The sequence below is a fragment of the Enterobacter sp. CCUG 70166 genome (assembly GCF_020224095.1).
In the GTDB taxonomy this organism is placed as follows: Bacteria; Pseudomonadota; Gammaproteobacteria; order Enterobacterales; family Enterobacteriaceae; genus Enterobacter; species Enterobacter intestinihominis.
In genome coordinates this window covers 110,519-136,150 of the sequence record NZ_NRIQ01000005.1, presented here as the reverse complement: position 1 = coordinate 136,150, position 25,632 = coordinate 110,519, and the positions used below count along the sequence as shown (strand labels likewise).

General features: G+C 55.6%; 26 protein-coding genes and 3 tRNA genes. 15 read left to right on the top strand and 14 right to left on the bottom strand.

Translation table 11 applies throughout. The features are described from left to right. Window positions 1-34 precede the first annotated feature (34 nt). Together CKK19_RS03090 and CKK19_RS03085 are read right to left on the bottom strand one after the other, a co-directional pair. A complete protein-coding gene (locus CKK19_RS03090; RefSeq protein WP_048965858.1) occupies window positions 35-496 on the bottom strand; it encodes a YjiG family protein in 462 nt (153 codons plus the stop codon). Further along, complete coding sequence (locus CKK19_RS03085; protein WP_048965857.1) at window positions 493-1,140, bottom strand: nucleoside recognition domain-containing protein; 648 nt, start codon at window positions 1,138-1,140, stop codon at window positions 493-495. The genes CKK19_RS03090 and CKK19_RS03085 overlap by 4 nt, the downstream gene beginning before the upstream one ends. A gap of 234 nt (window positions 1,141-1,374) precedes the next feature. Between CKK19_RS03085 and CKK19_RS03080 the strand changes: the two genes are divergently transcribed. Further along, complete coding sequence (locus CKK19_RS03080; RefSeq protein ID WP_022646802.1) at window positions 1,375-1,728, top strand: DUF4156 domain-containing protein; 354 nt, start codon at window positions 1,375-1,377, stop codon at window positions 1,726-1,728. A 64-nt stretch (window positions 1,729-1,792) separates the two neighbouring features. Here the strand turns inward: CKK19_RS03080 and epmB are convergent, their stop codons facing one another. After that, window positions 1,793-2,821, bottom strand: a complete 1,029-nt coding sequence (gene epmB / locus CKK19_RS03075; RefSeq protein ID WP_063853117.1) for an EF-P beta-lysylation protein EpmB — start codon at window positions 2,819-2,821, stop codon at window positions 1,793-1,795. Between the two features lie 40 nt (window positions 2,822-2,861). On the opposite strand from epmB, the gene efp reads away from it, so the two are divergent. The 3 genes from efp (at window position 2,862) to ecnB (ending at window position 3,872) form a co-directional block, all read left to right on the top strand. After that, window positions 2,862-3,428, top strand: coding sequence for an elongation factor P (gene efp / locus CKK19_RS03070; RefSeq protein ID WP_003855940.1), 567 nt, complete (start codon window positions 2,862-2,864; stop codon window positions 3,426-3,428). A 57-nt stretch (window positions 3,429-3,485) separates the two neighbouring features. Next, the gene (locus CKK19_RS03065) at window positions 3,486-3,617 is read left to right on the top strand and encodes an entericidin A/B family lipoprotein (RefSeq protein WP_006810410.1); all 132 of its coding nucleotides are present in this window, start codon (window positions 3,486-3,488) and stop codon (window positions 3,615-3,617) included. Window positions 3,618-3,725: 108 nt separating this feature from the next. Next, window positions 3,726-3,872, top strand: a complete 147-nt coding sequence (gene ecnB / locus CKK19_RS03060; protein WP_006178941.1) for a lipoprotein toxin entericidin B — start codon at window positions 3,726-3,728, stop codon at window positions 3,870-3,872. A 37-nt stretch (window positions 3,873-3,909) separates the two neighbouring features. Here ecnB and CKK19_RS03055 read toward each other — a convergent pair whose 3' ends face one another. After that, window positions 3,910-4,509 (bottom strand): helix-turn-helix transcriptional regulator, encoded by a 600-nt coding sequence (locus CKK19_RS03055; protein WP_023299123.1) that lies wholly within the window; start codon window positions 4,507-4,509, stop codon window positions 3,910-3,912. A 262-nt stretch (window positions 4,510-4,771) separates the two neighbouring features. Here CKK19_RS03055 and sugE point away from each other — a divergent pair, with 262 nt between their 5' ends. After that, window positions 4,772-5,089: a quaternary ammonium compound efflux SMR transporter SugE gene (gene sugE / locus CKK19_RS03050; RefSeq protein ID WP_022646805.1), complete on the top strand. Its 318-nt coding sequence runs from the start codon at window positions 4,772-4,774 to the stop codon at window positions 5,087-5,089. Here the strand turns inward: sugE and CKK19_RS03045 are convergent. Further along, window positions 5,086-5,616, bottom strand: coding sequence for a lipocalin family protein (locus CKK19_RS03045; RefSeq protein WP_022646806.1), 531 nt, complete (start codon window positions 5,614-5,616; stop codon window positions 5,086-5,088). The genes sugE and CKK19_RS03045 overlap by 4 nt on opposite strands. A gap of 157 nt (window positions 5,617-5,773) precedes the next feature. Continuing rightward, window positions 5,774-6,919: an ACT family cephalosporin-hydrolyzing class C beta-lactamase gene (blaACT, locus tag CKK19_RS03040; protein WP_063853116.1), complete on the bottom strand. Its 1,146-nt coding sequence runs from the start codon at window positions 6,917-6,919 to the stop codon at window positions 5,774-5,776. 132 nt (window positions 6,920-7,051) lie between these two features. Between blaACT and ampR the strand changes: the two genes are divergently transcribed. Beyond that, window positions 7,052-7,927 carry a LysR family transcriptional regulator AmpR gene (ampR, locus tag CKK19_RS03035; RefSeq protein WP_058677057.1) on the top strand — a complete coding sequence of 292 codons (876 nt, stop codon included), beginning with the start codon at window positions 7,052-7,054 and terminating at the stop codon, window positions 7,925-7,927. A 29-nt stretch (window positions 7,928-7,956) separates the two neighbouring features. Here ampR and frdD read toward each other — a convergent pair whose 3' ends face one another. Genes frdD through frdA form a run of 4 tightly spaced genes read right to left on the bottom strand, consistent with a single transcriptional unit; the run spans window position 7,957 to window position 11,250 of the window. Further along, window positions 7,957-8,316 carry a fumarate reductase subunit FrdD gene (gene frdD, locus CKK19_RS03030; protein ID WP_000609653.1) on the bottom strand — a complete coding sequence of 120 codons (360 nt, stop codon included), beginning with the start codon at window positions 8,314-8,316 and terminating at the stop codon, window positions 7,957-7,959. A 10-nt stretch (window positions 8,317-8,326) separates the two neighbouring features. Then, on the bottom strand, window positions 8,327-8,722 hold the full coding sequence (gene frdC / locus CKK19_RS03025; RefSeq protein WP_003855953.1) for a fumarate reductase subunit FrdC: 396 nt from the start codon (window positions 8,720-8,722) through the stop codon (window positions 8,327-8,329). Window positions 8,723-8,732: 10 nt separating this feature from the next. Next, window positions 8,733-9,467, bottom strand: coding sequence for a succinate dehydrogenase/fumarate reductase iron-sulfur subunit (locus tag CKK19_RS03020; RefSeq protein WP_022646809.1), 735 nt, complete (start codon window positions 9,465-9,467; stop codon window positions 8,733-8,735). Next, complete coding sequence (gene frdA / locus CKK19_RS03015; RefSeq protein ID WP_023305293.1) at window positions 9,460-11,250, bottom strand: fumarate reductase (quinol) flavoprotein subunit; 1,791 nt, start codon at window positions 11,248-11,250, stop codon at window positions 9,460-9,462. Before frdA ends, CKK19_RS03020 begins: the two co-directional genes overlap by 8 nt. 310 nt (window positions 11,251-11,560) lie before the next feature. Between frdA and epmA the strand changes: the two genes are divergently transcribed. Beyond that, window positions 11,561-12,538, top strand: a complete 978-nt coding sequence (gene epmA / locus CKK19_RS03010; RefSeq protein ID WP_003855960.1) for an elongation factor P--(R)-beta-lysine ligase — start codon at window positions 11,561-11,563, stop codon at window positions 12,536-12,538. 178 nt (window positions 12,539-12,716) lie between these two features. Beyond that, a complete protein-coding gene (gene yjeM / locus CKK19_RS03005; RefSeq protein WP_063853112.1) occupies window positions 12,717-14,216 on the top strand; it encodes a glutamate/gamma-aminobutyrate family transporter YjeM in 1,500 nt (499 codons plus the stop codon). Window positions 14,217-14,256: 40 nt separating this feature from the next. Here the strand turns inward: yjeM and mscM are convergent, their stop codons facing one another. From mscM to rsgA, 3 genes are all read right to left on the bottom strand, one after another. Continuing rightward, on the bottom strand, window positions 14,257-17,580 hold the full coding sequence (mscM, locus tag CKK19_RS03000; RefSeq protein WP_022646812.1) for a miniconductance mechanosensitive channel MscM: 3,324 nt from the start codon (window positions 17,578-17,580) through the stop codon (window positions 14,257-14,259). 19 nt (window positions 17,581-17,599) lie between these two features. Beyond that, entirely contained in the window at window positions 17,600-18,568 is a 969-nt protein-coding gene (gene asd, locus CKK19_RS02995) for an archaetidylserine decarboxylase (protein ID WP_022646813.1), read from the bottom strand. A 97-nt stretch (window positions 18,569-18,665) separates the two neighbouring features. Further along, on the bottom strand, window positions 18,666-19,718 hold the full coding sequence (gene rsgA, locus CKK19_RS02990; RefSeq protein ID WP_074174365.1) for a small ribosomal subunit biogenesis GTPase RsgA: 1,053 nt from the start codon (window positions 19,716-19,718) through the stop codon (window positions 18,666-18,668). A 107-nt stretch (window positions 19,719-19,825) separates the two neighbouring features. Here rsgA and orn point away from each other — a divergent pair, with 107 nt between their 5' ends. From orn to CKK19_RS02970, 4 genes are all read left to right on the top strand, one after another. After that, window positions 19,826-20,371, top strand: a complete 546-nt coding sequence (gene orn, locus CKK19_RS02985; protein ID WP_003855965.1) for an oligoribonuclease — start codon at window positions 19,826-19,828, stop codon at window positions 20,369-20,371. Between the two features lie 196 nt (window positions 20,372-20,567). Continuing rightward, a tRNA-Gly gene (locus tag CKK19_RS02980) sits at window positions 20,568-20,643 on the top strand. Between the two features lie 45 nt (window positions 20,644-20,688). Continuing rightward, window positions 20,689-20,764: transfer RNA gene (locus tag CKK19_RS02975), tRNA-Gly, on the top strand. A 45-nt stretch (window positions 20,765-20,809) separates the two neighbouring features. Beyond that, window positions 20,810-20,885 (top strand) — tRNA-Gly (locus CKK19_RS02970). Between the two features lie 270 nt (window positions 20,886-21,155). Here the strand turns inward: CKK19_RS02970 and queG are convergent. Further along, window positions 21,156-22,295, bottom strand: a complete 1,140-nt coding sequence (gene queG, locus CKK19_RS02965; RefSeq protein ID WP_015572463.1) for a tRNA epoxyqueuosine(34) reductase QueG — start codon at window positions 22,293-22,295, stop codon at window positions 21,156-21,158. Between queG and nnr the strand changes: the two genes are divergently transcribed. The 3 genes from nnr to amiB are packed head-to-tail and all read left to right on the top strand — an operon-like array spanning window position 22,294 to window position 25,628. Then, on the top strand, window positions 22,294-23,817 hold the full coding sequence (gene nnr / locus CKK19_RS02960; RefSeq protein WP_063853108.1) for a bifunctional ADP-dependent NAD(P)H-hydrate dehydratase/NAD(P)H-hydrate epimerase: 1,524 nt from the start codon (window positions 22,294-22,296) through the stop codon (window positions 23,815-23,817). The genes queG and nnr overlap by 2 nt on opposite strands. Beyond that, a complete protein-coding gene (gene tsaE, locus CKK19_RS02955) occupies window positions 23,810-24,271 on the top strand; it encodes a tRNA (adenosine(37)-N6)-threonylcarbamoyltransferase complex ATPase subunit type 1 TsaE (RefSeq protein WP_003855970.1) in 462 nt (153 codons plus the stop codon). Before nnr ends, tsaE begins: the two co-directional genes overlap by 8 nt. 16 nt (window positions 24,272-24,287) lie before the next feature. After that, window positions 24,288-25,628, top strand: coding sequence for an N-acetylmuramoyl-L-alanine amidase AmiB (gene amiB / locus CKK19_RS02950; protein WP_063853105.1), 1,341 nt, complete (start codon window positions 24,288-24,290; stop codon window positions 25,626-25,628). The last annotated feature ends 4 nt before the right edge of the window (window positions 25,629-25,632 follow it).

Below are 25,632 nucleotides of genomic sequence, written 5' to 3'. Positions count from 1 at the left end.
CGGTTCCAGCACTGAAAAATCCATTTTTATCTCCTCAGAAGAGTAGCTGCATCACCCACATCGAGAGCAGGGCGTTGATGACGCAGACAGCGATGATGTGCGGGTAATATTTCGGGTTCACGCCCGCGGTGCCGAGGCAGCGGCCCGTGTTTTGCACCGGATTGCCCATCAGGTAGATGGCGGGCAGCAGGATGGTGGCATCATGGCCGCTGAGCGTGCCGGCGACGACCAGGCTGGCGCAAACCCCCACGCCGCCGCCCATGCTCATCACCGATGCCAGAAGTACCGTTGCCGCCGCACCCGGAAGCGCCCACAGGGCCATGATGGGCTCGCATACCCTGCCGACAATATCCAGCAGGCCGGTCACCTTAAGCGCCTGAATGATGACAAACGCCATGACCACGTTCGGCAGCAGGCTGGTGGTGGCGATGGTAAAGCCGCGGCGGGCGCCATCGATAAACAAGTCCATGATATTTTTACGCGTCTGGGCGATCATTTTTCCTCCTGAACGCGACGAACTTCCATGTGGGCGATCCACAGTCGCAGGAAGTTCGCGCCAACAAATTTGAACACCAGAATGACGGCAAGCGGCGCGATCACCGGGACGGTAATGAAGGTAAAAAGTGCGGCACCGGAAGAAAAATAGTTGGTAATAATGGCGCTACCGCTGGTCTGGAAGGTGGCGAAAATGGCGCGTTCATGGTCAGTAATCGACCCTTCGTCGGTCAACTCTTTGGTCATCCCTGCGGCTGCATCGGTATTTTGCAGGTTGGCGATAAGCGCCAGAGAGCAGATGCCCGGCACGCCGAGCAGCGGGCGCAGAATGGGCGTCATGAGCTGTTGTGCGGCGCGCAGCCCGCCCAGCCCCTCGGTAACGGCAATGATCCCGAGCGATAAAATGACCGAGGGCGCCAGTTCAAGGGCAAACAAAAAACCGTCTTTCGCTCCTGTGCCACCCTCGCCGCGAAACGTTAGGGCGCCGTTCACCGGTCCAAAGCTGCCGTTCAGGACGGTAAAATCCAGCACGCGCCACCATTCAGTACTTTTGGCGAAAAAACCTGAGAAAAATACGATGGTGAGCACGAACGCCAGATAGCCCACCCAGGTTACTTTTTCCTCTCCTGAGGATGATGCACTCATGAAACCCCCTTTTTTTTAGTCCCGTACAAAAGTTGTACGTCGCATCACTAAAAACGATCGGGGGCTAAAACACGATATCCCAAAGGTTATTATCAGAATTCATTTAAGATGTCGGAGGAGTGCCAGCGGAATCTGGCTCGCAGAAATGCTCAGCATTTTTCTTTTGGTCATCTTTTTAGTATAAGGTTTACACGCGGACAACTACTGTCCAGCTTATTGAAAACGAGGAATAACATGCGCATAAAAGTCTGTGCAGGGATTGTAGGTGCAGCATTGCTGCTGGCGGGTTGTAGCACCAGCAATGAGCTGACGGCAGCGGGCCAGAGCGTTCGCTTTGTGGAAGATAAGCCGGGCAGCGAATGCCAGCTGTTAGGCACCGCCTCTGGCGAGCAAAGCAACTGGATGTCAGGGCAGCACGGCGAGGAGGGCGGCTCTATGCGCGGTGCGGCCAATGCCCTGCGTAATCAGGCTGCGGCAATGGGCGGCAACGTGATTTACGGGGTGAGCAGCCCGACGCAGGGTATGCTGTCCAGCTTTGTGCCAACCGCCAGCCAGATGAACGGCCAGGTCTATAAGTGCCCGAACTGATATAACATTTTGATGGCGCTGCCGCTTTACCTGTAGGCAGGTAAGCGTAGCGCCACCTCCTTTTTTACTGCTGCCGCAGCTGCAAATCCAGCGGCGTCTTACTCGGCTCTCCGCCAATCTCACGTGCCAGCTTCGGCACCATATAACCTGAAACCAGCGTTAACAGCTGGCGCATAATCTTCCGGGCCTCTTCATCCGTCACCATGAAGTGCGCCGCGCCCTGGACGCGATCCAGAACATGCAGGTAATAGGGCATTACGCCCGCATCAAATAAGGCATTGCTGAGATCGGCCAACACGTGGGCGCTGTCGTTCACGCCGCGCAGTAATACGCTCTGGTTGAGCAGCGTCACGCCTGCCATTCGCATACGCGTCATCGCCGCACGAAAGTCCGCGTCAATTTCATTCGCATGGTTGATATGGTTTACCAGCAGCACCTGTAAACGGGACTGCTCCAGGCGCGTGACCAGGGCGTCGGTGATACGCGCCGGGATGACGATCGGTAAACGGCTGTGAATGCGCAGACGCTTAATGTGCGGGATGGTCTCAAGTTGAGTCAGCAGCCAGTCCAGCTCATGATCTTTTGCCATCAGCGGGTCGCCGCCGGAAAAGATGATTTCATCCAGTTCCGGATGCGCTGCGATGTAGTCCAGCGCCACCTGCCAGTTGCGCTTATTACCCTGATTTTCGGCGTACGGGAAGTGGCGACGGAAGCAATAGCGGCAATTTACCGCGCACCCGCCCTTAACCAGCAGCAGGGCACGATTGCGGTATTTATGCAGTAAACCCGGTACAACACTGTTCTGCTCTTCCAGCGGATCGGTGCTGTATCCGGGGGCGGTAATAAACTCATCCTGAGAGGTCAGCGTTTGTTTTAATAATGGATCATCAGGGTTACCCTTTTCCATTCGGGCAACAAACGCGCGGGGAACGCGCAGGGCGAAAAGGCGCTTCGCCTCACGGCCTGCACGCAACGCTTCGTGCTGTTCGAGGTCTAAAAGACGCAGCAATTCATCAGGACTGGTGATTACATCGGCAAGTTGCGATAACCAATCTTCTCTGGACGGGGTGTTTAGGGTTACAATATGCGCCATTTTGTGGCTTAGCTACCAGTTAACAAATTTAGAGGGCCTTATGGCAACGTACTATAGCAACGATTTTCGTGCTGGTCTTAAAATCATGATGGACGGCGAACCCTACGCGGTTGAAGCCAGCGAATTCGTTAAACCAGGTAAAGGCCAGGCATTTGCGCGCGTTAAGCTGCGCCGCCTGCTGACCGGTACCCGTGTTGAGAAAACCTTCAAATCTACTGACTCCGCTGAAGGCGCTGATGTTGTCGATATGAACCTGACTTACCTGTACAACGACGGTGAGTTCTGGCACTTCATGAACAACGAAACCTTCGAGCAGCTGTCTGCGGACGCGAAAGCGATTGGCGACAACGCCAAGTGGCTGCTGGATCAGGCTGAGTGCATCGTGACCCTGTGGAACGGTCAGCCTATCGCGGTTACGCCGCCGAACTTCGTTGAGCTGGAAATCGTTGAAACCGATCCAGGTCTGAAAGGTGATACCGCAGGTACTGGCGGCAAGCCTGCCACCCTGTCTACCGGCGCTGTGGTGAAAGTGCCACTGTTCGTACAGATCGGTGAAGTGATCAAAGTGGATACCCGCTCCGGCGAATACGTATCCCGCGTGAAGTAATTTACGTCATGATTAAAGGCGCAGCGCCCGCTGCGCCTGATTTTGCAGGCAGGGAAGATGAAACGTACCGTTAAAATTCTGCTTCTGTTAGCGCTCTCCAGCGCAATTCTCTCCGGCTGCAACACCGCGCGTGGCGTTGGTGAAGATATCCAGGATCTCGGCCATATCATTTCCCATGCGGCCAGCTAATTCCGTCTAATTTTCCTAAAAATTCTTCCTTTTCCGTCAAACGGCAAGATTTTGTCTATTCTTAAGTTGCTATACACAAAATAACTTTGGCTATAAAAGGAAGATATTATGGTTAAGAAAACAATTGCAGCGATCTTTTCTGTTCTGGTGCTTTCTTCGGTACTGACTGCATGTAACACCACCCGTGGCGTAGGGGAAGATATCTCCGACGGTGGTAGCGCGATTTCTGGCGCAGCAACTAAAGCTCAGAACTAATGTAAGCGACGGTACGGCAAGTTCTTACACCGTACCGTCAATTCTCCACTTCCTGTAGCGATAAAAACGGCGAGTAGCGCGTATCCATATGCAGCTTCATGCGGATATTGCGTTTGTACGTGTATACCGTTTTTCCGTTAATGCGAAGATTGCTGGCAATTTTCTGGTTGCTCGCACCATCCATCCACAAGGTCAGAACTCTTTCTTCCTGACGCGTCAGCAACGGTGCCGCCATTTTCGGTAGCTCCGCGCTCGCGCATGACGTTAGCGCGTCGTTTATCACCGCCGCCAGTGCTTCCAGATCGGTATTTTTGGAGAGCGAAGACCATATCGGGAACTGCGCCAGATAATCAGTCATCTCCTGCTCCTGCCCTGATTGCAGCATAATAAAAGGCAGTGTTTCGCTGGCAATTAGCAGGGAGGAAAGCTGCTGAAAATGGTGTAAATCCTGCCGGAAGCCAGATAAATCAGCGATGACCAGCGCAGGTTTCCATTGCAGGATATGCTCTCTGGCGAGGAAAAGATTATTTACCCCGGTTACGACGAAATGACCCGAAAACAGGTCTGAATGATTGACCCAGGCTTCAAATCCCGCGCGGGTGAAGTGACAACGGTCAATCAAAAGAATTTTGAACATAAAATTTTCGCAGTCGGCTAGTGGTTTGGCTTCCTGCCATCAGAAAGCCTATCATCATAGAGAAGTCGGATGAGTCATAAATGCCTGAACTACGTGCCTTACTGAGGCTATTTCTTGCTTTAAGGTGTTCAGCAGAAAAAGTTTGAAAAAAAATTCCACGCTAACCAAAATATAAGGCGCAACTTCTGCCTTGCGGGACGACCCGTAAGCGCTTCACTCATCGGGGACGGCCCCAACTTGTCTTTAAGTTAAGGAGCCTGAAATGTCCTGGATCGTTCTTGTTATTGCTGGTTTGCTCGAAGTGGTATGGGCAATTGGTCTGAAATACACACACGGTTTTACCCGCCTGACGCCCAGCGTCATCACTATCGCCGCAATGATTGTCAGTATCGTCATGCTGTCATGGGCGATGCGAACCTTACCCGTCGGCACAGCTTACGCTGTCTGGACGGGAATTGGCGCAGTAGGGGCTGCCATTACCGGCATTCTGCTGCTGGGGGAGTCTGCGAGTCTGGCGCGCATCGCCAGCCTCGCGTTGATTGTCGCGGGTATCGTCGGGTTAAAACTCAGTACGCACTAATGCGGCTGTTTTACCCAGATTAACTTCGTCACATCAAACCCTTGCCGGGTCGCTATGTCCAGCATCTGCTGTTTCATTTCCGCCGAGATCGTTGGCGTGCGGGAGAGGAGCCACAGATAGTTGCGATCCGGCCCACAGACCAGCGCGTGGCGGTACTCTCTGTCCAGCGCAATGACGTTATACCCGCCGTAGTATGGGCCGATGAAAGAGGCTTTCATGGCCGCGCGGTTAGATGCGCCGGTGAAATAGGCCTGACCAACTGACTGCTGCCACATCTGGCGATCCGGGTTATAGCCGCGGTTAATGACCCGGATCCCGCCGTTATCCATCGCGCTGTAGCTGACCGTGACTTTTTCTAAGCCCCGTTCGAACTGATGGTCCAGCCGGGCGATTTCATACCAGGTGCCGAGGAAGCGCTGTGCGTCGAAATTACTGACTACCGTGACGCCAGGCGGAGGAGTAGGGGAACTGCAAGCAACCACTAAAAACGCGGCTGTTACTGCGGCAATAACAGGCAGAATGCGCATAGGAGTTTCCTTACTGTTTTTTGTTAAGTGTAGATGACAGCAGGGAAAATGCGGGAGATTGTGCAGGGTGTTTTGCCGGGTGGCGGCTTCGCCTTACCCGGCCTACAAAGTTCATGCGTTGTGTAGGCCGGGTAAGCGCAGCGCCACCCGCAATGTTTTACTGTAGCGCGTCGAGGATATGGTATGCCGCCTCAACGCGTGCCGGGTTCGGATAGCTTTTATTCGCGAGCATCACAATACCGAACTGCTTTTCAGGAATAAAGGCCACGTAACTGCCAAACCCGCCAGTAGAGCCCGTTTTATGGACCCAGGACGCTTTGACCAGGGGAGCCGGTGGATTCACTTCTGCCACGGGCAGCGGTGCCAGCGCCACCTTACTGTCGCTGCCCTCGATCACCGTGTTGGCCTCCACGGGCCAGTTGAGCATCTCCCAGCCCAGACCCTGATACATTGACCCGATACGCCAGTAGCGCGACTGCGCCAGCGCGATGCCCTGCTTAAGTGAGGCATCAGCAACCTTCTCCGGCGCCATGTTTGCCATGACCCAGTTCGCCATATCCTGCACGTTGGTTTTCACGCCATAGGCTTGTGCATCCAGCATTCCCGGCGAAACGCGCACCGCTTTACCGTCACGATAGCCCCAGGCGTAATGCGCCTCTTCCGCTTTCGGAACGTTAATCCAGGTATGGTCCAGCTTGAGCGGCTTAAGGACCCGCGTCGTCATGGCCTGCTCATAGCCCATGCCGGAAGGTTTAACCGCCAGCGCGCCAAAAAGACCGATACTGGCGTTGGCGTAAAGACGCGTTGTGCCAGGCTTCCACTGCGGCTGCCAGTTTTGATAAAAGCGCAGCAGGGCGGCATTATCCGTGACCTCATCCGGTACCTGTAGCGGCAGGCCGCCAGCGGTGTAGGTTGCGAGATCCAGCATACGAATCCCCTGCCACTGCTTGCCCGTTAGCTGTGGCCAGTATCTGGTCACCGGATCGTCCAGCGAAATTTCACCGCGAGCAATGGCATCCCCTCCTAAAACCCCGGTGAAGGTTTTACTTATAGAACCCAGCTCGAACAGAGTCTGAGGCGTAACGGGTTTGCTGGCCGCGATATCGGCTTTGCCAAACGTGTAATAGTGCGGTTTACCCTGATAAATAACGGCCACCGCCATGCCTGGAATCGACTGGGCTTTCATCAGCGGGGTAACCGTATTCGCGACCACCTCCGCCAGCTGTTTTTCTGACACTGGCGCGGCGAGAGCAGAGCAAGAGATGCCGAGCAGTAGGGCGCAGCAAAGAGATTTTTTCATCATCAGTAATCTTCCGTAATAGCGAGTCAAGGGGATGTCCGGGCCCGTCAGACAGGCGTAGTCTGTTAGATTTGACTGTGCCTGACAAACGGTTAAATTTAGCATTAGCTGTTAATTTTTCTAACGGAAGAGACCATGACGCGAAGCTATCTCCCCCTCAATTCGCTTCGAGCCTTTGAAGCCGCCGCGAGACATCTCAGCTTTACGCATGCGGCCATTGAGCTGAACGTGACCCATTCAGCCATTAGCCAGCATGTGAAAGCGCTGGAGCAGCACCTGAACTGTCAGCTGTTCGTTCGCGTGTCGCGCGGGCTGATGTTGACTACCGAGGGAGAAAACTTACTGCCGGTACTGAATGATTCGTTCGATCGTATAGCCGGAATGCTGGATCGCTTCGCTAACCATCGTGCGCAGGAGAAGCTGAAAATCGGCGTGGTGGGTACGTTTGCCATCGGGGTTTTATTCTCACAGCTGGACGATTTTCGCCGTGGCTATCCGCACATCGATCTTCAGCTTTCCACCCATAACAACCGCGTTGATCCGGCTGCCGAAGGGCTTGACTATACGATCCGCTACGGTGGCGGGGCGTGGCATGGCACCGAGGCTGAATTTCTTTGTCATGCGCCGCTCGCGCCGCTGTGTACGCCCGATATCGCCACCAGTCTGCACTGTCCGGCCGACATCCTCAGGTTTACGCTGCTGCGCTCCTACCGACGCGACGAGTGGACCGCGTGGATGCAGGCGGCCGGCGAGCACCCCCCTTCGCCAACGCACCGTGTGATGGTATTTGATTCGTCCGTGACCATGCTGGAGGCCGCTCAGGCAGGGGTAGGTATTGCCATTGCACCTGTCGATATGTTTACCCATCTGTTAGCCAGCGAGCGCATTGTGCAGCCCTTTGCAACGCAGATTGAACTCGGCAGTTACTGGCTGACCCGATTGCAGTCCCGGGCAGAAACGCCTGCCATGCGCGAATTTTCCCGGTGGCTGGTGGAGAAGATGAAAAAGTAAAAAGCCCGCCGGATGGCGGGCCTGTTCAGTCAGATGGTGACCACGGCAATCAACGTGACGACCGTCAGAATGGTTGCCAGACCGTAGAAGACCCATTTACCGCTTGGCACATGGATTTTCAGATCGTGCATCGCATGGTGGATACGGTGCAGACCACACCACAGCGGCAGGACGATCATCAGGAAGATGAACACCCGGCCAATAAAGCTGCTCGCAAAGGCCAGTACGCGCTCATAGCTCAGCGCATCGCCCGGAAACAGCCCCAGCGGCAGCATAATACCGACCAGCAGGATAATGACCGGGGCAATAATGGCGCTCCACATGCCGCCTGCGCCAAACAGCCCCCAGAAGACCGGCTCATCTGAACGTTTTGGATTTGGATTGATCACAGTAGTCTCCTTACCAGAACAGTGCGACAAACAGAATGACCACAGAGACAACGGCCGTCACTGCCCAGAGCCCTTTAATAACCGGCTCTGGCCCCATTTTTTCGCCTTTTACAATGATGTTCGCTGCTTTTGGCGCCAGTTCAAACCAGGTTTTGGTATGCAGTAGCGCGGCTGCGAGCACAATCAGATTCAGAACCACGATGATTGGGTTTTGCAGGAAACCCACAAAACTGGCCCAGGCTTCCGGGCCGTGCTTGAGGGCATACACCCCGTACATCAGTTCGAGGCTGAACCAGACCGCGGGAACAGCCGTGCCTTCACGCAGCATATAGAAGCGATAAAACGGCAGTTTTTTCCACCAGGTGGACGGCATTGGTCGCACGTAGGCTTTGCGTTTAGTCGTCATCATGCACTCCTTAGCGTGGTTTCAGGGTAGCGATAAGAAAGTCTTTCGAGCTTTCCACTTTTCCCTGCTGAATGGCGGCGGCCGGGTCGACATGCTTCGGACAGACTTCGGAGCAGTAACCGACAAACGTGCAGGTCCAGACCCCGTTCTGGCCGTTAAGCTGTGCCATACGTTCTTTTTTGCCGTGGTCGCGGCTGTCCTCGTTATAGCGGTGCGCCAGGGTAATGGCGGCCGGGCCGATAAACTCAGGGTTCAGGCCAAACTGTGGACAGGCGGCGTAGCACAGGCCGCAGTTGATGCAGCCGGAAAACTGATGGTATTTCGCCATCTGCGCGGGCGTCTGGGTGTTTGGCCCCTGATCCGGCGTGCGCGGGTTGCCGATGATGTACGGCTTAATCGCTTCGAGGCTTTCGATAAAGTGGGTCATGTCGACCACCAGATCGCGCTCAATCGGGAAGTTGCCCAGCGCTTCAACCTTGATGCCCTTGGTGTAATCACGCAGGAAAGTTTTACACGCCAGCTTCGGCACTTTGTTGACCATCATGCCGCAGGAGCCGCAAATTGCCATGCGGCAGGACCAGCGGTAGCTCAGGTCCGGGGCCAGGTTATCTTTGATATAGCCGAGCGCATCCAGCAGGGAGGTTTGCTCGTCGTAAGGGACTTCATAGAAAGCGCTGTGCGGCGCGGCGTCCACTTCCGGGTTGTAGCGCACCACTTCAACTTTCAGTTTTTGCATCTCAGCCATTCGCCTTCTCCTTCTTATCGGCGGCTTCTGCTTCTGCACCGTACACACGTTTCGCCGGTGGCAGCGTAGTGATTTTCACGTCGCTGTAGTCCAGCCGGGTGGTACCATCCGCATCGCGCCAGGCGAGAGTATGTTTAAGGAAATTGACGTCGTCACGTTCGGTGCAGCCCTCATCCAGGCGCTGGTGTGCGCCGCGGGACTCTTTACGCGCCAGGGCGGAATGGGCCATACACTCTGCGACGTTCAGGCCGTGGCCCAGTTCAATGGTATAGAGCAGGTCGGTATTGAAGACGCTGGAGGTGTCGGTGATGCGCACGCGCTTGAAGCGTTCCTGGAGTTCTGCCAGCTTGTCGACGGTTTTCTGCATCAGCTCTGGCGTACGGTAGATCCCGCAGCCTTCTTCCATCGACAGCCCCATTTCGTCGCGGATCTTCGACCAGTTTTCGTTACCTTCCTGGTTCACCAGGCCTTTCAGGCGTTTTTCGATGTCTGCAACCTGCGCATCCAGCGCCGCGCTGTTAGCTTCACCTGCCGTTGCGGCACGCTCCATCGCGCGTTCGCCCGCCATGCGACCAAAGACCACCAGCTCAGCCAGCGAGTTCGAGCCCAGACGGTTTGCGCCGTGCAGACCGACGGAGGAACACTCACCCACCGCAAACAGCCCTTTGATGCGGGTTTCGCACTGCTGGTCGGTTTCAATACCGCCCATGGTGTAGTGCGCGGTTGGACGCACCGGGATCGGCTCTTTCACCGGGTCGACGCCCACATAGGCTTTTGCCAGCTCGCAGATAAACGGCAGACGCTCCAGCAGTTTCTTCTCGCCGAGATGACGCAGGTCGAGATGTACCACGTCGCCGCGCGGCGTTGAGATGGTATTGCCTTTGCGCCACTCGTGCCAGAAAGCCTGAGAGACTTTGTCGCGTGGGCCGAGTTCCATGTATTTGTTTTTCGGCTCGCCAAGCGGGGTTTCCGGACCCATGCCGTAATCCTGCAAATAGCGATAGCCGTTTTTGTTGACCAGAATACCGCCTTCGCCGCGGCAGCCTTCCGTCATCAGAATACCGGAGCCCGGCAGGCCGGTTGGGTGATACTGGACAAACTCCATATCACGCAGCGGGACGCCGTGGCTGAGCGCCATGCCCATACCGTCACCGGTGACGATGCCGCCGTTGGTGTTGTAGCGGTATACGCGGCCCGCACCGCCCGTTGCCATCACCACCGCCTTAGCGCGGATCTGGACGAGCGTGCCTTCCATCATGTTCATTGCTACCAGTCCGTGCGCATGACCGTCGTCGACCAGAATGTCGAGAACGAAATGTTCGTCAAAGCGCTGGATTTGTGGGAACTGGAGGGAGGTCTGGAACAGGGTGTGCAGCATGTGGAAGCCGGTCTTATCGGCAGCAAACCAGGTGCGTTCGATCTTCATGCCACCGAAGCGGCGGACGTTGACGCTCCCGTCCGGACGGCGGCTCCATGGACATCCCCACTGTTCCAGCTGGGTCATTTCCGTTGGGCAATGGTGCACGAAGTAATCAACGACATCCTGTTCGCAAAGCCAGTCGCCCCCTGCAACCGTGTCGTGGAAATGGTATTCGAAGCTGTCATGATCCTGCGCGACGGCGGCGGATCCTCCTTCTGCGGCTACCGTGTGGCTGCGCATCGGATAGACTTTTGAAATCAATGCGATTTTGGCGTTCGGATTGGCTTGTGCCGCAGCAATTGCAGCGCGTAATCCAGCCCCGCCAGCGCCTATTACGGCAAGATCGGCTTGAAAAGTTTGCACGACATTCCTCCAGATTTTTGTTTTCCCGCAACGTGATGAGCTAAAGGACGTTCACCTGCCCGAACGGACGATTGCGGAAGCGATTCCACTGCTCCTTTATGGGTAAAACAGTATAACCGCGTAGAAGTGAGGGAAATTTGACGTGTTCGATTTTTTTGCTGTTCTGTGCGGTGATTTATCATCGTGATTAATGAATGACGTCACAGTATTTCTCTGTGCAATGAAAAGGGGCTTTTACTGTGCAAAATTTGTCTCTGCCCCGGCTTGCGAGTAGACTTCGTGCCCTTGTCTGAAAACGGAGAAATAACTCATGAGCGAAACGGCCACCTGGCAGCCGAGCGCATCCATTCCAAACCTGCTAAAGCGCGCAGCAATTATGGCGGAGATCCGCCGCTTCTTTGCGGATCGCGGCGTCCTGGAGGTGGAAACGCCGTGCATGAGTCAGGCGACGGTCACGGATATTCATCTGGTCCCGTTTGAAACCCGTTTTGTTGGCCCAGGCCACTCTCAGGGCATGAATCTGTATCTGATGACCAGCCCGGAATACCATATGAAGCGTCTGCTGGCGGCCGGGTGTGGTCCGGTCTATCAGCTGTGCCGTAGCTTCCGTAATGAAGAGATGGGCCGACACCATAATCCGGAATTCACTATGCTGGAGTGGTACCGCCCGCACTACGACATGTATCGTCTGATGAACGAAGTCGACGATCTGCTCCAACAGGTGCTGGATTGCGCGGAAGCTGAAACGCTCTCCTATCAGCAGGCCTTCCAGCGTCATCTGGAAATTGATCCGCTGTCGGCTGATAAAACACAGCTGCGTGAAGTGGCGGCAAAACTGGATCTGAGCAACGTGGCGGATAACGAAGAGGATCGCGACACGCTGCTGCAACTGCTGTTCACCTTTGGTGTTGAACCGCAGATTGGCAAAGATCGTCCGACGTTTGTCTATCACTTCCCGGCCAGCCAGGCTTCACTGGCGCAGATCAGCACCGAAGATCACCGCGTGGCGGAGCGCTTTGAGGTGTACTTTAAAGGCATCGAGCTGGCGAACGGTTTCCATGAGCTGACCGACGCGCGCGAACAGCAACAGCGTTTCGAGCAGGATAACCGCAAGCGCAACGCGCGCGGTCTGCCGCAGCAGCCGATTGACACCAACCTGCTGGAAGCGCTTAAAGCCGGTCTGCCGGACTGCTCCGGCGTGGCGCTGGGTGTGGATCGCCTGGTCATGCTGGCGCTGGGCGCAGAACAACTGGGCGATGTGATTGCCTTTACGGTCGATCGCGCATAAAGGATTGCCGGGTGGCGCTGTCGCTTACCCGGCCTACTTGGTCATTTAACTCTGCCACATTAAAAACTACTATCTTCTCTATGCACGGGTCTTTTTCTTAATTTGACTCGGATAGCCACAATATTTGTCTGGTCATCTGCTACCATCCGCGCAGTTTAATTCCGTTTCGGATGGTTATATGTCTCACTCACTCAAAAAAATGACCCTTACCGGGCTCATCCTGATGATTTTTACGTCAGTTTTTGGCTTTGCCAATAGCCCGTCCGCGTTTTATCTGATGGGCTACAGCGCGACGCCGTTTTATATCGTTTCCGCGCTGTTCTTCTTTATTCCGTTTGCGCTAATGATGGCGGAGATGGGGTCGGCGTACAGGAAAGAAGAAGGCGGCATCTATTCGTGGATGAACAACAGCGTCGGTCCGCGTTATGCGTTTATCGGTACGTTCATGTGGTTTTCATCCTATGTCGTCTGGATGGTCAGCACGGCGGCCAAGGTCTGGGTGCCGTTCTCAACGTTTCTCTTCGGTGCGGATAAAACGCAGGTCTGGTCTCTGGCGGGGCTGAGTTCCACACAGGTGGTCGGTATTCTGGCGGTGTGCTGGATGGTGGTTGTCACGCGGGTGGCCTCGAAAGGCATCAACAAAATTGCCCGTATCACTGCCGTTGGCGGAATTTCCGTGATGTGCCTGAACCTGGTGCTGCTGCTGGTCAGTATCGCTATTCTGTGCCTGAACGGCGGGCATTTCGCACAGGAAGTCAACTTCGTTTCATCGCCTAATCCGGGTTACCAGTCCGGGCTGGCCATGCTCTCCTTCGTGGTGTTTGCCATCTTTGCTTACGGTGGAATTGAAGCCGTGGGCGGGCTGGTCGATAAAACCGAAAACCCGGAAAAGAACTTCGCCAAAGGCATTATCTTTGCCGCCATCGTCATTTCCATTGGCTACTCGCTGGCGATTTTCCTCTGGGGCGTCAGCACCAACTGGCAGCAGGTACTGAGCAATAACACCACCAACCTCGGCAACATTACCTACGTGTTGATGAAAAGCCTGGGGGTGACGCTGGGCAACGCCATGGATCTCGCGCCGGAAACGTCGGCCACCCTGGGGATCTGGTTTGCGCGGATTACCGGTTTGTCGATGTTCCTCGCCTATACTGGCGCGTTCTTCACGCTGATCTACTCGCCGCTGAAAGCGATTATTCAGGGGACGCCAAAGGCGCTGTGGCCCGCACGTATGACGCAGCTGAATGCTGCCGGTATGCCTGCCAACGCGATGTGGATGCAGTGCCTGCTGGTGTGCGTGTTCATTCTGCTGGTGTCCTTTGGCGGCGATACCGCGTCGGCGTTCTATAACAAGCTGACCCTGATGGCAAACGTATCGATGACGCTTCCGTACCTATTCCTGGCGCTGGCGTTCCCGTTCTTTAAGGCGAAGCGGGATCTGGAGCGACCGTTTGTGATCTTCAAAACCCGCGTGGCGACGCTGCTGGCGACCACTGTTGTGGTGCTGGTCGTCGCGTTCGCCAACATCTTTACCGTCATTCAGCCCGTGGTTGAGGCAAATGACTGGAGCAGCACGCTGTGGATGGTTGGCGGACCGATCTTCTTCTCGCTGCTGGCAATGGGGATTTATGAGAACTACCGCCGCCGCATGATGACCTGCGTGGCAGGAGTGGCATAGCGGATGAAAAAACCCCTCCCGGAAGGGAGGGGGAAATGGATTATAAACTTCCCGCCGGGCGCGAACGCGCCGCAGACGTCAACGTTCTTCCCGTCTTACGTCCGTCCAGCGTTTCCAGACGCATCTGGAAAGGTGGGAACGGCATATCAATTCCGTGCTCGCGGAAGCCAGCCAGGATCAGCTGGTGGATCTCATGGCGCAGCGGCATACGGTGTCCCATCTCGGCGGCGTAGATACGCAGCTCGAAAATCTGGATCCCCTGCTGCAAATCAACCAGGAAGACTTCCGGCGGCGGGTTGTCGATCACCAGCGAACAGCGTTCAGCAGCCGTATACAGGATCTGCGTCACCTCTTCGCTGTTGGCATCCGACGGAGCGGGTACGGTCAGCACCACACGCGTGACGGAGTCAGACAGCGACCAGTTGATAAACTGCTCGGTGATAAACGCTTTGTTCGGGACGATGATCTCTTTACGGTCCCAGTCGCTGATGGTGGTGGCGCGGGTGTTGATCCTGGTGACGCTGCCGGTCAGATCGCGGATGGTCACCGTATCGCCAATTCGAATCGGCTTTTCAAACAGAATGATCAGACCCGAGACGAAGTTGGCAAAGATCTCCTGTAAACCAAAGCCCAGGCCTACGGTCAGGGCGGCAACCAGCCATTGCAGTTTTGACCATTCGATACCAATCATCGAGAAGCCAACCAGCCCACCAAACAGCATGATTAAATACTTGGTAATGGTGGTGATCGCATAGCCTGTGCCGGGGGTTAAATCCAGATGCTGCAACAGCGCCAGCTCCAGCAGGGCAGGGAAGTTACGGATCAGCTGCGTGGTGATAATGAGTACCAGAATCGCAATCAGCACGGCCCCTAAGGTGATGGGCTCCAGGCTTTCGACCCCCTGCACCGTCGACGTCACATCCCACAAAGAGATGTTCTCCAGGAAGCCAAACGCAGAGTGGATTTCCGACCACAGGAAGATCACCGACAGCAGGGCAACCAGCATCAGAATTGAGCGTACCAGCCGCAGGGACTGGGTACTGATCGCATCGAGATCCAGTTCGACGTCATCGGCGTCTGAAGTCCCTTCGGTGCTGTTGACGTGGTTCGGCTCTTCCTCACCCCGCGCGCGCTGAGCCAGTATTTCTGCGCGACGATGTTTGGCACGGTCAAACGCCAGACGACGACGCTGGATCAGCATGCCGCGGCGAATTACATGGTAGACCACCAGCAGCAGGAACCAGATAGCTACTGACGTTTCCAGCCGTGCGAGCAGCGCCTGCGATGTGGCGAGATAACCGACAGCCGCCGCCAGCATCGCCGCCAGCGGCGCGCTAAGCAGCAGGTTCCACAGCAGACGGTTAAACATGTTATCGCCACTGCCGGACTTGTCGAGATAAAGCGGGATCCCGGCGCGCTTCAGGCTGAGCGTCACTACCGCTAATGCCCCGCAGATCAGCATAAAGCACAGCCGTCCCAGCGAGCCGGAGAACTCCCGGTCATTGAGATTATCGAACATGATCAGCGCCATAATTAGCGGCACAATCAGCCCGATGCTCATCAGGTAATAGCGCATCGCCCGCGCCACGCGATTACGCGGCCAGCCAAAGTGAGCGATGAACAGACCATTTGGCCGCGCAAACGTGGCGCAAATCATCACCACCCACAGCAGCGGAACGGTGGCGGTCACGCCATCGCCAATTGCGACGGCAAGCGGATAGGGCCAGGCTTCACGCAGGCCGTATCCGAGCGTCATCCACAGCACCGGCAGCGGAGACGCGACCAGAATTGACCAGAACACTGTACGCAGCGTCAGCCAGAAGTGATCCTGTGTCACTTTCCCCACCCGGGCGCTGGAGCGCTCAAGGAAACGGGTGAAGTGGCGACGGGAATAAATACTGAAACCCACCAGAATCAGTGCCCCCAGCAGCGGGAAGATGGTCTCCTTACTGGTGAGCATCATCACGCTGGCGAGACCCAGCTGGCTGAAGGTGTCCAGCGAAATGAGGCGGCGCAGATCCTGCACGATCTCAATCGGCCAGGCGAAGGTCATCGGCCGCACGTCGGATGTCCAGAACAGATAACGGTGCGTGGCTTCGTTGACCTCTTTCAGCGCGTCCTCCAGCTGGCTGTTTGAGACTTTCAGCTTGGTGAGTTCGAGGATCAGCGTATCGCCCCCCTGCAACAGGGAATTGAGCAGTTCGCGTTGGGTGCGCAGCTGCGCTTCCAGAATACGGCTTTGCTCGCCGGTGAGCGGCTGTCCGTCAGCTTGACGGATCTGGCGGATTTGCGGCTGCTTATTAAGAAGGTCTTCATAATGAAGACGCTGAACGCGCAGCTGCGCCATCTCCGTATCAAGCTGCTGCGGTTTTGGCATCTCTGGCAGACGAGCCACCTGTGCGCGTAACGCTTCGCCCAACAGGTTAGATGAGCCAAGCCACTGGGACTGTTCACGCAGCGTGTTGAGAGCCTGACGAACCTGGAGGGTTTGATTAGTGGCCTGACGCTGCTGCGAGGCCACCAAATCCATGCGCTGCGCCTGCTGATTCAGCGCGGCAGAAAGCTCGCGGTTAACCTTAAACTGGGCGACGATGCTGTCGGGCAGGTTAGCGCTGTTTTCGGCCAACAACTCGGTGCTTTCCAGCGCACGTTCAGCTTCACGCTGACGCTGGCTGTTGAGTTGATTTCTCAGCGCCTGGAGATACGCATCCAGCTGTTCGCTCTGCTTCTGCGCCAGTTCCGAACGCATCCGTGACAGCTCCTGGCGGTTGTTAGCAGAAAGCTGTGCCAACTCCAGTTCATCAACCAGCGCTTTTAGTCTGGCGGATTCCGCCTGTAGCCCAAGATTTTGGGCCTGATTCTGCGGGGTGTTGCCGGTCTGCGTCCCAATGCGGCGTTCCACCTCATTTAACTGACGGCGGGCATCGGTTTGCTGCTGTGGAAGCTGACTGAGAGAGTCGGCAATTTCACGCGCCCGTTCCTGCTCCTGCTGTGCCAGACGGCTTTTTTCCAGCAGCTGGCTGCTGACTTGCAGGATCTCCTGATTCAGCGCCTCGGACGTCATCCCTGCGGGTACCTGGCGTGGTTCATCACGCAGGCTGTTTAACTGCGAGCGCAGGGTTTGAGAGAGTTTGGGGAAGTTGTCGATAACCTGCTGATATTGCTGGGCGCGCTCAAGAGAACCCTTTCGTTCCTCAAGTGCGTTCAGTGCAGACTGGAGCGACTCAACGGCCTCCGGCTGAGCGGGTTTCGCCGCTTTTGCCTGCTCCAGCTCCTGGGTTATCTGTTTGGCGTCGGGGGCCGTCGCTGCGTACGCCCCCATGCTGAGGCACCAGGCCATCAGTAATACGATAATCGGGCGCACGTCAGCGATCCTTCTGTTGTTAACCTTCGTCTTTTTTGTCGTCAACCAGCGGGCTGGCATCGTGCTCGGCTTTGATCTCTTCTTCCGGCAACGGGGCTGGCGCAACGTCTGGCGTTGCAAAGACCTCCGTCGATACTGCCAGAGGCTGGCCGAGTTTGGTCACGGACAGGCTTTCCAGCTCGTCGACAAGGTTAACTTTGCCCGGTGCGAACAGGTTGATTACCGTTGAGCCCAGCTTGAAGCGGCCCATCTCCTGACCTTTCAGCAGGGCCACAGAACCTTCTTCTTCCCCGGCAGGCCAGGTCCAGCGCTTGATCACGCCTTCGCGTGGCGGCGTAATGGTGCCCGCCCAGACGGTTTCGATGCTGCCCACAATGGTAGCACCTACCAGAATCTGCGCCATTGGGCCAAATTCAGTATCAAACAGGCAGATGACGCGCTCGTTACGGGCAAACAGGTTAGGGACGTTTTGCGCCGTCAGGTGGTTTACAGAGAACAGATCCCCCGGCACGTAGATCATCTCGCGCAGGATGCCGTTACACGGCATATGAACGCGGTGGTAGTCGCGTGGGGAGAGATAGGTGGTCGCGAAAGTCCCGTTGCGGAACAGATCCGCCATTATGTAGTTACCGGCCAGCAGCGCTTCCAGGCTGTAGTTATGGCCTTTCGCCTGCAAAATTTTGTCGTCTTCAATTTTACCCAGCTGGCTGATCACGCCGTCAGCAGGCATCACCAGCACGTTCGGGTCGGTATTCAGCGGGCGCACTTCGTCGCGCAGCGGACGCACAAAAAATTCGTTGAAGGTGCGGTAGCTTGCCGTATCCGGCTTCTGCGCTTCTTTCATGTCGACCTTGTAGTATTTCACGAACAGGTCGATGACCAGTTTGGTCAGCCAGCCCGCTCGTTTGCTCGCGCCCCAGCCCGCCAGGCGAGTGAGCCACAGTTTAGGCAGAATGTATTGAAGCGAAAGTTTAAATGAGTTTAACAAGGTAGCCTCCAGGCCATTGTTTTGTCGTTCCTGATCCGGCAGTACGCTGCCGGAACCTGAAAAAAGGGGACGATTTTAGCGACGCTTAGCTTAGTTGTCAGTTATCAGAATCAGAAAAGTTTTTACGCGTTTTTACCTGGTCCATGCTTTCGAGAATACGATGGTAATTTTCGAAACGGGTTTCCGCTATTTCACCGTTCTCCACCGCTTCGCGGATGGCGCAGCCCGGATCGTTGTCATGTTTACAGTCGCGGTATTTGCAAGCGCCTATATAGTCATGGAATTCGACAAATCCGTTAAAGATTTGTTCCGGCTCGAGATGCCAGAGACCAAATTCACGCACACCCGGGGAGTCAATCACATCGCCGCCGTGCGGGAAGTGATAGAGACGTGAGGCGGTGGTGGTGTGCTGGCCCAGCCCGGAGACGTCCGACACATCGTTGGTCAGGATTTCTTGCTGAAGGCCGAGCAGGTTGTTAAGCAGGCTCGATTTACCCACGCCAGACTGCCCTGCAAAGATACTGATGCGGTCGGTCAGCGCATCTTCTAACGGCTTCAGGCCATCTTTGGTGCGGCTGGAAACCATCAAAACGCGATAACCAATATTGCGATAGATATCCATCTGCTCATTCACAAAGGCCATGGCCTCGTCATCCAGCAGATCGATTTTATTCAGCACGATGAGCGGCTCAACCTGTAGCGTCTCGCAGGCCACCAGGTAACGGTCAATAATGTTGAGCGAAAGTTCGGGTAAAATCGCTGAAACGATCACGATCTGGTTGATATTGGCGGCAATGGGCTTTACGCCGTCGTAGAAATCAGGACGGGTCAGAACCGACGTGCGTTCATGCACGGCTTCAACGATACCTTTAACCGTTACCCCTTCCGCAGCCGCTTTGCCTGGACGCCAGACCACGCGGTCACCGGTCACCAGGGAACGGATGGTGCGACGGATATTGCAACGGTGGATGTCCCTGTCGGCAGACTCGACATCGGCATGCATACCGAAGCGGCTAATCACCACGCCTTCCGTCGCTTCGCCAAACAGGTTGTCGTCGTAATCGGGCTTCTCCGTAGTGGTTTTAAGACGGCGCTGGTGATTTGCATTCACGCGGCGCTGCTGCCCTTTGGAGAGTTTATTTTTACTCAATCGCGCTGGCTCCTGGTCGCCCATAGCGGGCAAAACCTCTATGATACACTCTAATTAATACTAGTTAACCTGCTACTGCCGGTTAAGCGAGAAGGGTGGAAAATAACATGAGCGCGGACGAAAACAACCTGATTTGGATCGATCTGGAGATGACCGGCCTGGATCCCGAGCGCGATCGCATTATTGAGATCGCCACACTGGTCACCGATGCCAACCTCAATATTCTGGCGGAAGGCCCAACGATTGCCGTGCACCAGTCCGATGACCAGCTTGCGCTGATGGATGAGTGGAACGTGCGTACCCATACTGGCAGCGGGCTGGTGGAACGCGTGAAGGCCAGCACTCTGGGCGACCGCGAAGCGGAGCTGGCGACGCTTGAGTTTCTGAAGCAGTGGGTGCCGGCAGGAAAATCGCCTATCTGTGGCAACAGCATTGGTCAGGATCGTCGTTTCCTGTTTAAGTACATGCCGGAGCTGGAGTCCTACTTCCACTACCGCTATCTGGATGTGAGCACCTTAAAAGAGCTGGCCCGCCGCTGGAAACCGGAAATTCTCGACGGCTTCACAAAGCAGGGGACGCACCAAGCAATGGACGACATCCGTGAGTCTGTTGCGGAGCTGGCGTACTATCGCGAAAACTTTATTAAGCTTTAATTTTGCGATCCGGCGCCTTGCGTGGCCGGGTTTTTGTCGCTAAATTGTTCAGCTTGCCGATTAAATAAGCACTTGAACTGAATTTCAAAAAAATCGCTTTGAGGGGGGTTGCAGCTAAACGGATTTCTCGTATAATGCGCCTCCCGTAACGACAGAGAATTACACGTTACGACAGCAACAAAAGCAGTACAGATTTGCGGGAATAGCTCAGTTGGTAGAGCACGACCTTGCCAAGGTCGGGGTCGCGAGTTCGAGTCTCGTTTCCCGCTCCAAAATTTGAAAAGTATCGCAAGATACGCCAGCACCAGAACACCCAAGCGGGAATAGCTCAGTTGGTAGAGCACGACCTTGCCAAGGTCGGGGTCGCGAGTTCGAGTCTCGTTTCCCGCTCCAAAATTTGAAAGTATCGCAAGATACGCACAGCACCAGAATACCCAAGCGGGAATAGCTCAGTTGGTAGAGCACGACCTTGCCAAGGTCGGGGTCGCGAGTTCGAGTCTCGTTTCCCGCTCCAAATTCTTCTTCTTTCCTAAATTATCCACAGCGAAATGCTTCGTTGGGGACGTTTTCTATTGTATCTGAAACACTCTTGTAAACAGAGTTATCCACAGAAACTGTGATAAATCCCAGTTGTGCAAAATGTTAGCAGGGTGAATAATATCTTCGTAATTAACTGTAATCTATGAAGAAAATTTGATTTCAAAATGTTATTGAGATCACTTGACCTGTTTGCTAAACCTTATGGCGCCTGAATTCTTATTTTTATTCACAGCCTGTGAATATATCACACATCCCGTGGCAGCCCTTTTTCAATCACCCTGACCAGGCGCTGTTTCTTCGGTAACTGCACTTCAACCACGCCGGCATTTCGCTTCTCAATTTGCTGCGCAATCGCCCATTCTATGTGCTCATCAAGAAGTGGGTGCTCACCTCTGCGGCTTTCAAGCGCCTGAAGATTGGCTTCATCCCATGGGGCATTACCCAGCGCAACGGCCACATTACGCAGCCAGCGCAGGTGGCCGATACGACGTATGGCGGAACCTTCCGTCACCTTCAGGAACCAGGCTTCGCTCCAGGCGAACAGTTCGATCAGCTGCGGGGCATGTAACGCCTTGCGGGGACTGAAGTCTTCTTCGTCCGTCAACTGTGAATAACGGTTCCACGGACAAATCAGCTGGCAGTCATCACAGCCGTAGATGCGGTTGCCAATAAGCGGACGAAATTCCTCTGGAATAGCACCTTCCAGCTCGATGGTGAGATAAGAGATACAGCGGCGCGCATCAACGGTATAGGGTTCAACGATAGCGCCCGTTGGGCATATGGTCATACAGGCCACGCAGCGGCCACACCCTTCTTCCACCGGACCGTCTACCGGCAGGGGTAAATCAATCAACAATTCACCCAGGAAAAAGAATGAGCCCGCGTCGCGGCTTAAGATAAGTGAGTGCTTACCTGTCCAGCCAAGCCCGGCTTTTTCGGCGATCGGGCGCTCAAGAATAGGCGCAGAATCGACAAAGGGTCTAAAATTCAGCGAAACACAGTGCTGCTGAATGGTTTCCCCGAGCTTTTTTAGACGGTTGCGCAGAAGTTTATGGTAATCACGTCCCAGAGCGTATCGGCTGACGTAACCCAGCGAAGGATTTTTTAGCGTGCGCGCAAAGGCCGCGTTAGCGGGCAGATAGTTCATGCGTACGCTAATGACGCGCAGCGTACCCGGCAACAGCTCGTGGGGGCGGGCACGCATCATACCGTGGCGCGCCATCCACTCCATCTCGCCGTGGTATTGTTTATCCAGCCATGCCTGTAGCTTAGGCTCGCTGGCAGAGAGGTCGGTATCGGTAATACCGACCTTCTGGAAGCCCAGTTCAGCACCCCACTGTTTTATTTTTTGCGCTAATTCATTGAGATCGAGGGGCTGTGACATGACGGACCATACTGTGAAGAAAAACCCCGCAAGTATACCACATTCCATCTGGCATGCGGATGACCTCCGTCGGGCCGAAAAAGAGGCCGCAGATAGCCTGGGCGTTACCCTTTATGAACTGATGCAGCGCGCGGGCGAGGCGGCGTTTAACGTAGCGCGCACGGCTTATCCGGATGCCTCGCACTACCTGATTCTGTGCGGGCACGGCAATAACGGTGGCGATGGCTATGTGGTGGCTCGTCTTGCGGTGGCGGCGGGGCTGCGCGTTACCCTGCTGGCGCTGGTGAGCGACAAGCCGCTACCGGAAGAGGCTGGCATGGCGAGAGAGGCCTGGCTGAATGCGGGGGGCATTATTCATGCGCCTGATATTATCTGGCCCGAGGATGTCGACGTGATTGTTGATGGTCTGCTGGGGACGGGGCTGATGCGCGCGCCTCGCGATGACGTCGCCGCGCTGATTACCCACGCTAATGCGCACCCCGCCCCGGTGGTGGCGCTGGATATTCCCTCCGGCCTGATGGCGCAAACCGGCGCGACGCCGGGCGTGTCGATTGAGGCTGCGCACACCGTGACCTTTATCGCCCTGAAGCCGGGTTTGCTTACCGGTAAAGCGCGGGATGTCGTGGGGACGTTACATCACAACGCACTGGGGCTGGAAAACTGGCTGGCTGGACAGGATACCCACATCACCCGCTTTGATGCCTCCCTGCTTGCTCAGTGGCTGCCTCCGCGCCGCCCCACATCCCATAAGGGTGATCATGGCCGGCTGCTGATTATCGGTGGCGATCATGGCACGGCAGGTGCGATTCGCATGACAGGAGAGGCCGCGTTGCGCAGCGGTGCCGGATTAGTACGCGTGCTGACCCGCAGCGAAAACATTCCGCCGATTATTACCGCGCGGCCGGAGCTGATGGTCCACGAGCTTGCCACACAGGCGATTGAAGAGGGTCTTGAGTGGGCGGACGTGGTAGTCATTGGTCCGGGCCTGGGTCAGCAGGAGTGGGGTAAACAGGCCCTGCAAAAGGCCGAGAATTTTCGTAAGCCGATGCTCTGGGATGCCGACGCGCTTAACCTTCTGGCAATAAACCCGGATAAGCGTCACAATCGCATTCTGACGCCACACCCCGGCGAAGCCGCACGGCTGCTTAACTGTAGCGTGGCAGAAATTGAAAGCGATCGCTTACTTTCAGCCCAACGTCTGGTAAAACGTTACGGAGGTGTTGCCGTTTTGAAAGGGGCGGGGACCGTTATCGCCAGCGATGATGCGATGGGCATCGTTGATGCCGGTAATGCAGGCATGGCGAGCGGCGGCATGGGTGATGTGCTCTCTGGCATCATTGGCGCATTGCTCGGACAGAAACTACCCCTTTATGATGCAGCCTGTGCTGGCTGCGTGGCCCACGGTGCGGCGGCTGACAGGCTGGCTGCTCGTTACGGAACGCGCGGTATGCTGGCCACCGATCTTTTTTGCACGCTGCGGCGTGTTGTTAACCCGGATGTGATTGACGTAGAAAATGACTAATCGAGCGATTCCTTTACCTGATGAACAAGCCACTTTAGATCTCGGCAAGCGCGTGGCGCAGGCCTGTCAGGGGGCGACCGTCATTTATCTGTATGGTGATTTAGGCGCGGGTAAAACAACCTTCAGCCGTGGTTTTTTGCAGGCGTTAGGCCATAACGGGAACGTAAAAAGCCCGACTTATACGCTAGTAGAACCGTACACGCTTGAAAATATCATGGTGTACCACTTTGATTTATATCGTCTTGCGGATCCTGAGGAGCTGGAATTTATGGGGATCCGCGATTACTTTGCCAACGACGCCATTTGCCTGGTGGAGTGGCCGCAACAAGGTGCGGGTGTGCTGCCTGACCCGGATGTCGAAATTCACTTGGATTATCAGGCACAAGGGCGTGAGGCGCGCATCAGTGCGGTTTCCTCATCAGGCTGTTCCTTACTGGCGCGTTTAGCCGGTTGAGCGTAGGGATAACGGGATGATTAATCGCGTTAAAGGTTGGATTTTGGCAGCCACGGTTCTGCTGTGCGCGCAGGCCGGTGCGGCCAGCCTCTCGGATATTCAGGTGTCGAATGGCGATAGCCAGGCCCGCATTACCTTCAGCTTTATGGGCGATCCTGAATATGCTTTCTCACAAATCGACAGCCGCAGCGTGGCGCTCGATATTAAACAGTCCGGGGTGATCCAGGGGCTGCCGCTCCAGTTCAGCGGCAACAATCTGGTGAAAAGCATCCGTTCGGGGACGCCGAAGGATGCGCAGTCTCTGCGTCTGGTGGTCGATCTCACCGAAAAGGGCAAAACGAAGGCGGTTAAGCAGCAAAACGGCGCCAGTTATACGGTGGTTTTTACCATTAATGCTGATGTTCCGCCGCCGCCACCGCCTGCACCTGTGGTAGCAAAACGCGTAGAAGCGCCGGTTTATACCCCAAGGCCGTCTGAGCCAGCCCGTAATCCGTTTAAATCACAAAATGACCGACTTACCGCCGTGACCAGCAGCAACACGGTGACGCGTCCGGCGGTCAGCGCGCGGCGAACGCCGGTCAGTGGCGACAAAGTGATTATCGCCATCGACGCCGGACACGGCGGGCAAGATCCTGGCGCGATTGGCCCGGGCGGCACGCGGGAGAAAAACGTCACTATCGCCATTGCCCGTAAGCTGCGTGCGCTTCTGAATGACGATCCGATGTTTAAAGGGGTCATGACCCGCGACGGAGATTATTTTATTTCAGTGATGGGACGCTCGGATGTGGCGCGTAAGCAAAACGCCAACTTCCTGGTGTCGATTCACGCGGATGCTGCGCCGAACCGTAACGCCACCGGCGCGTCGGTATGGGTGCTGTCGAACCGTCGTGCCAACAGTGAAATGGCGAACTGGCTTGAAGAGCACGAGAAGCAGTCTGAACTGTTAGGCGGGGCAGGCGATGTGCTGGCAAACAGCCAGGCCGATCCGTATCTCAGCCAGGCGGTACTGGATTTACAGTTCGGTCATTCTCAGCGCCTCGGGTATGATGTCGCCACTAACGTACTCAACCAGCTGCAAAGCGTCGGATCGCTGCATAAGCGTCGTCCGGAACATGCGAGCCTCGGTGTCCTGCGTTCGCCGGATATTCCGTCGATTCTGGTAGAGACGGGTTTTATCAGTAATCACGGTGAAGAGCGTTTACTGGGAAGCGACAGCTATCAGCAGCAAATTGCTGAAGCGATTTATAACGGTCTGCGTAAATACTTTGACGCGCATCCGCTTCAGTCTGCGCCGCAGGGCGGGGCAGCCCAGACGGCAAGCGCCGCGCTGCCGGGTGAGATGACCGCGACTAATTAAGGAG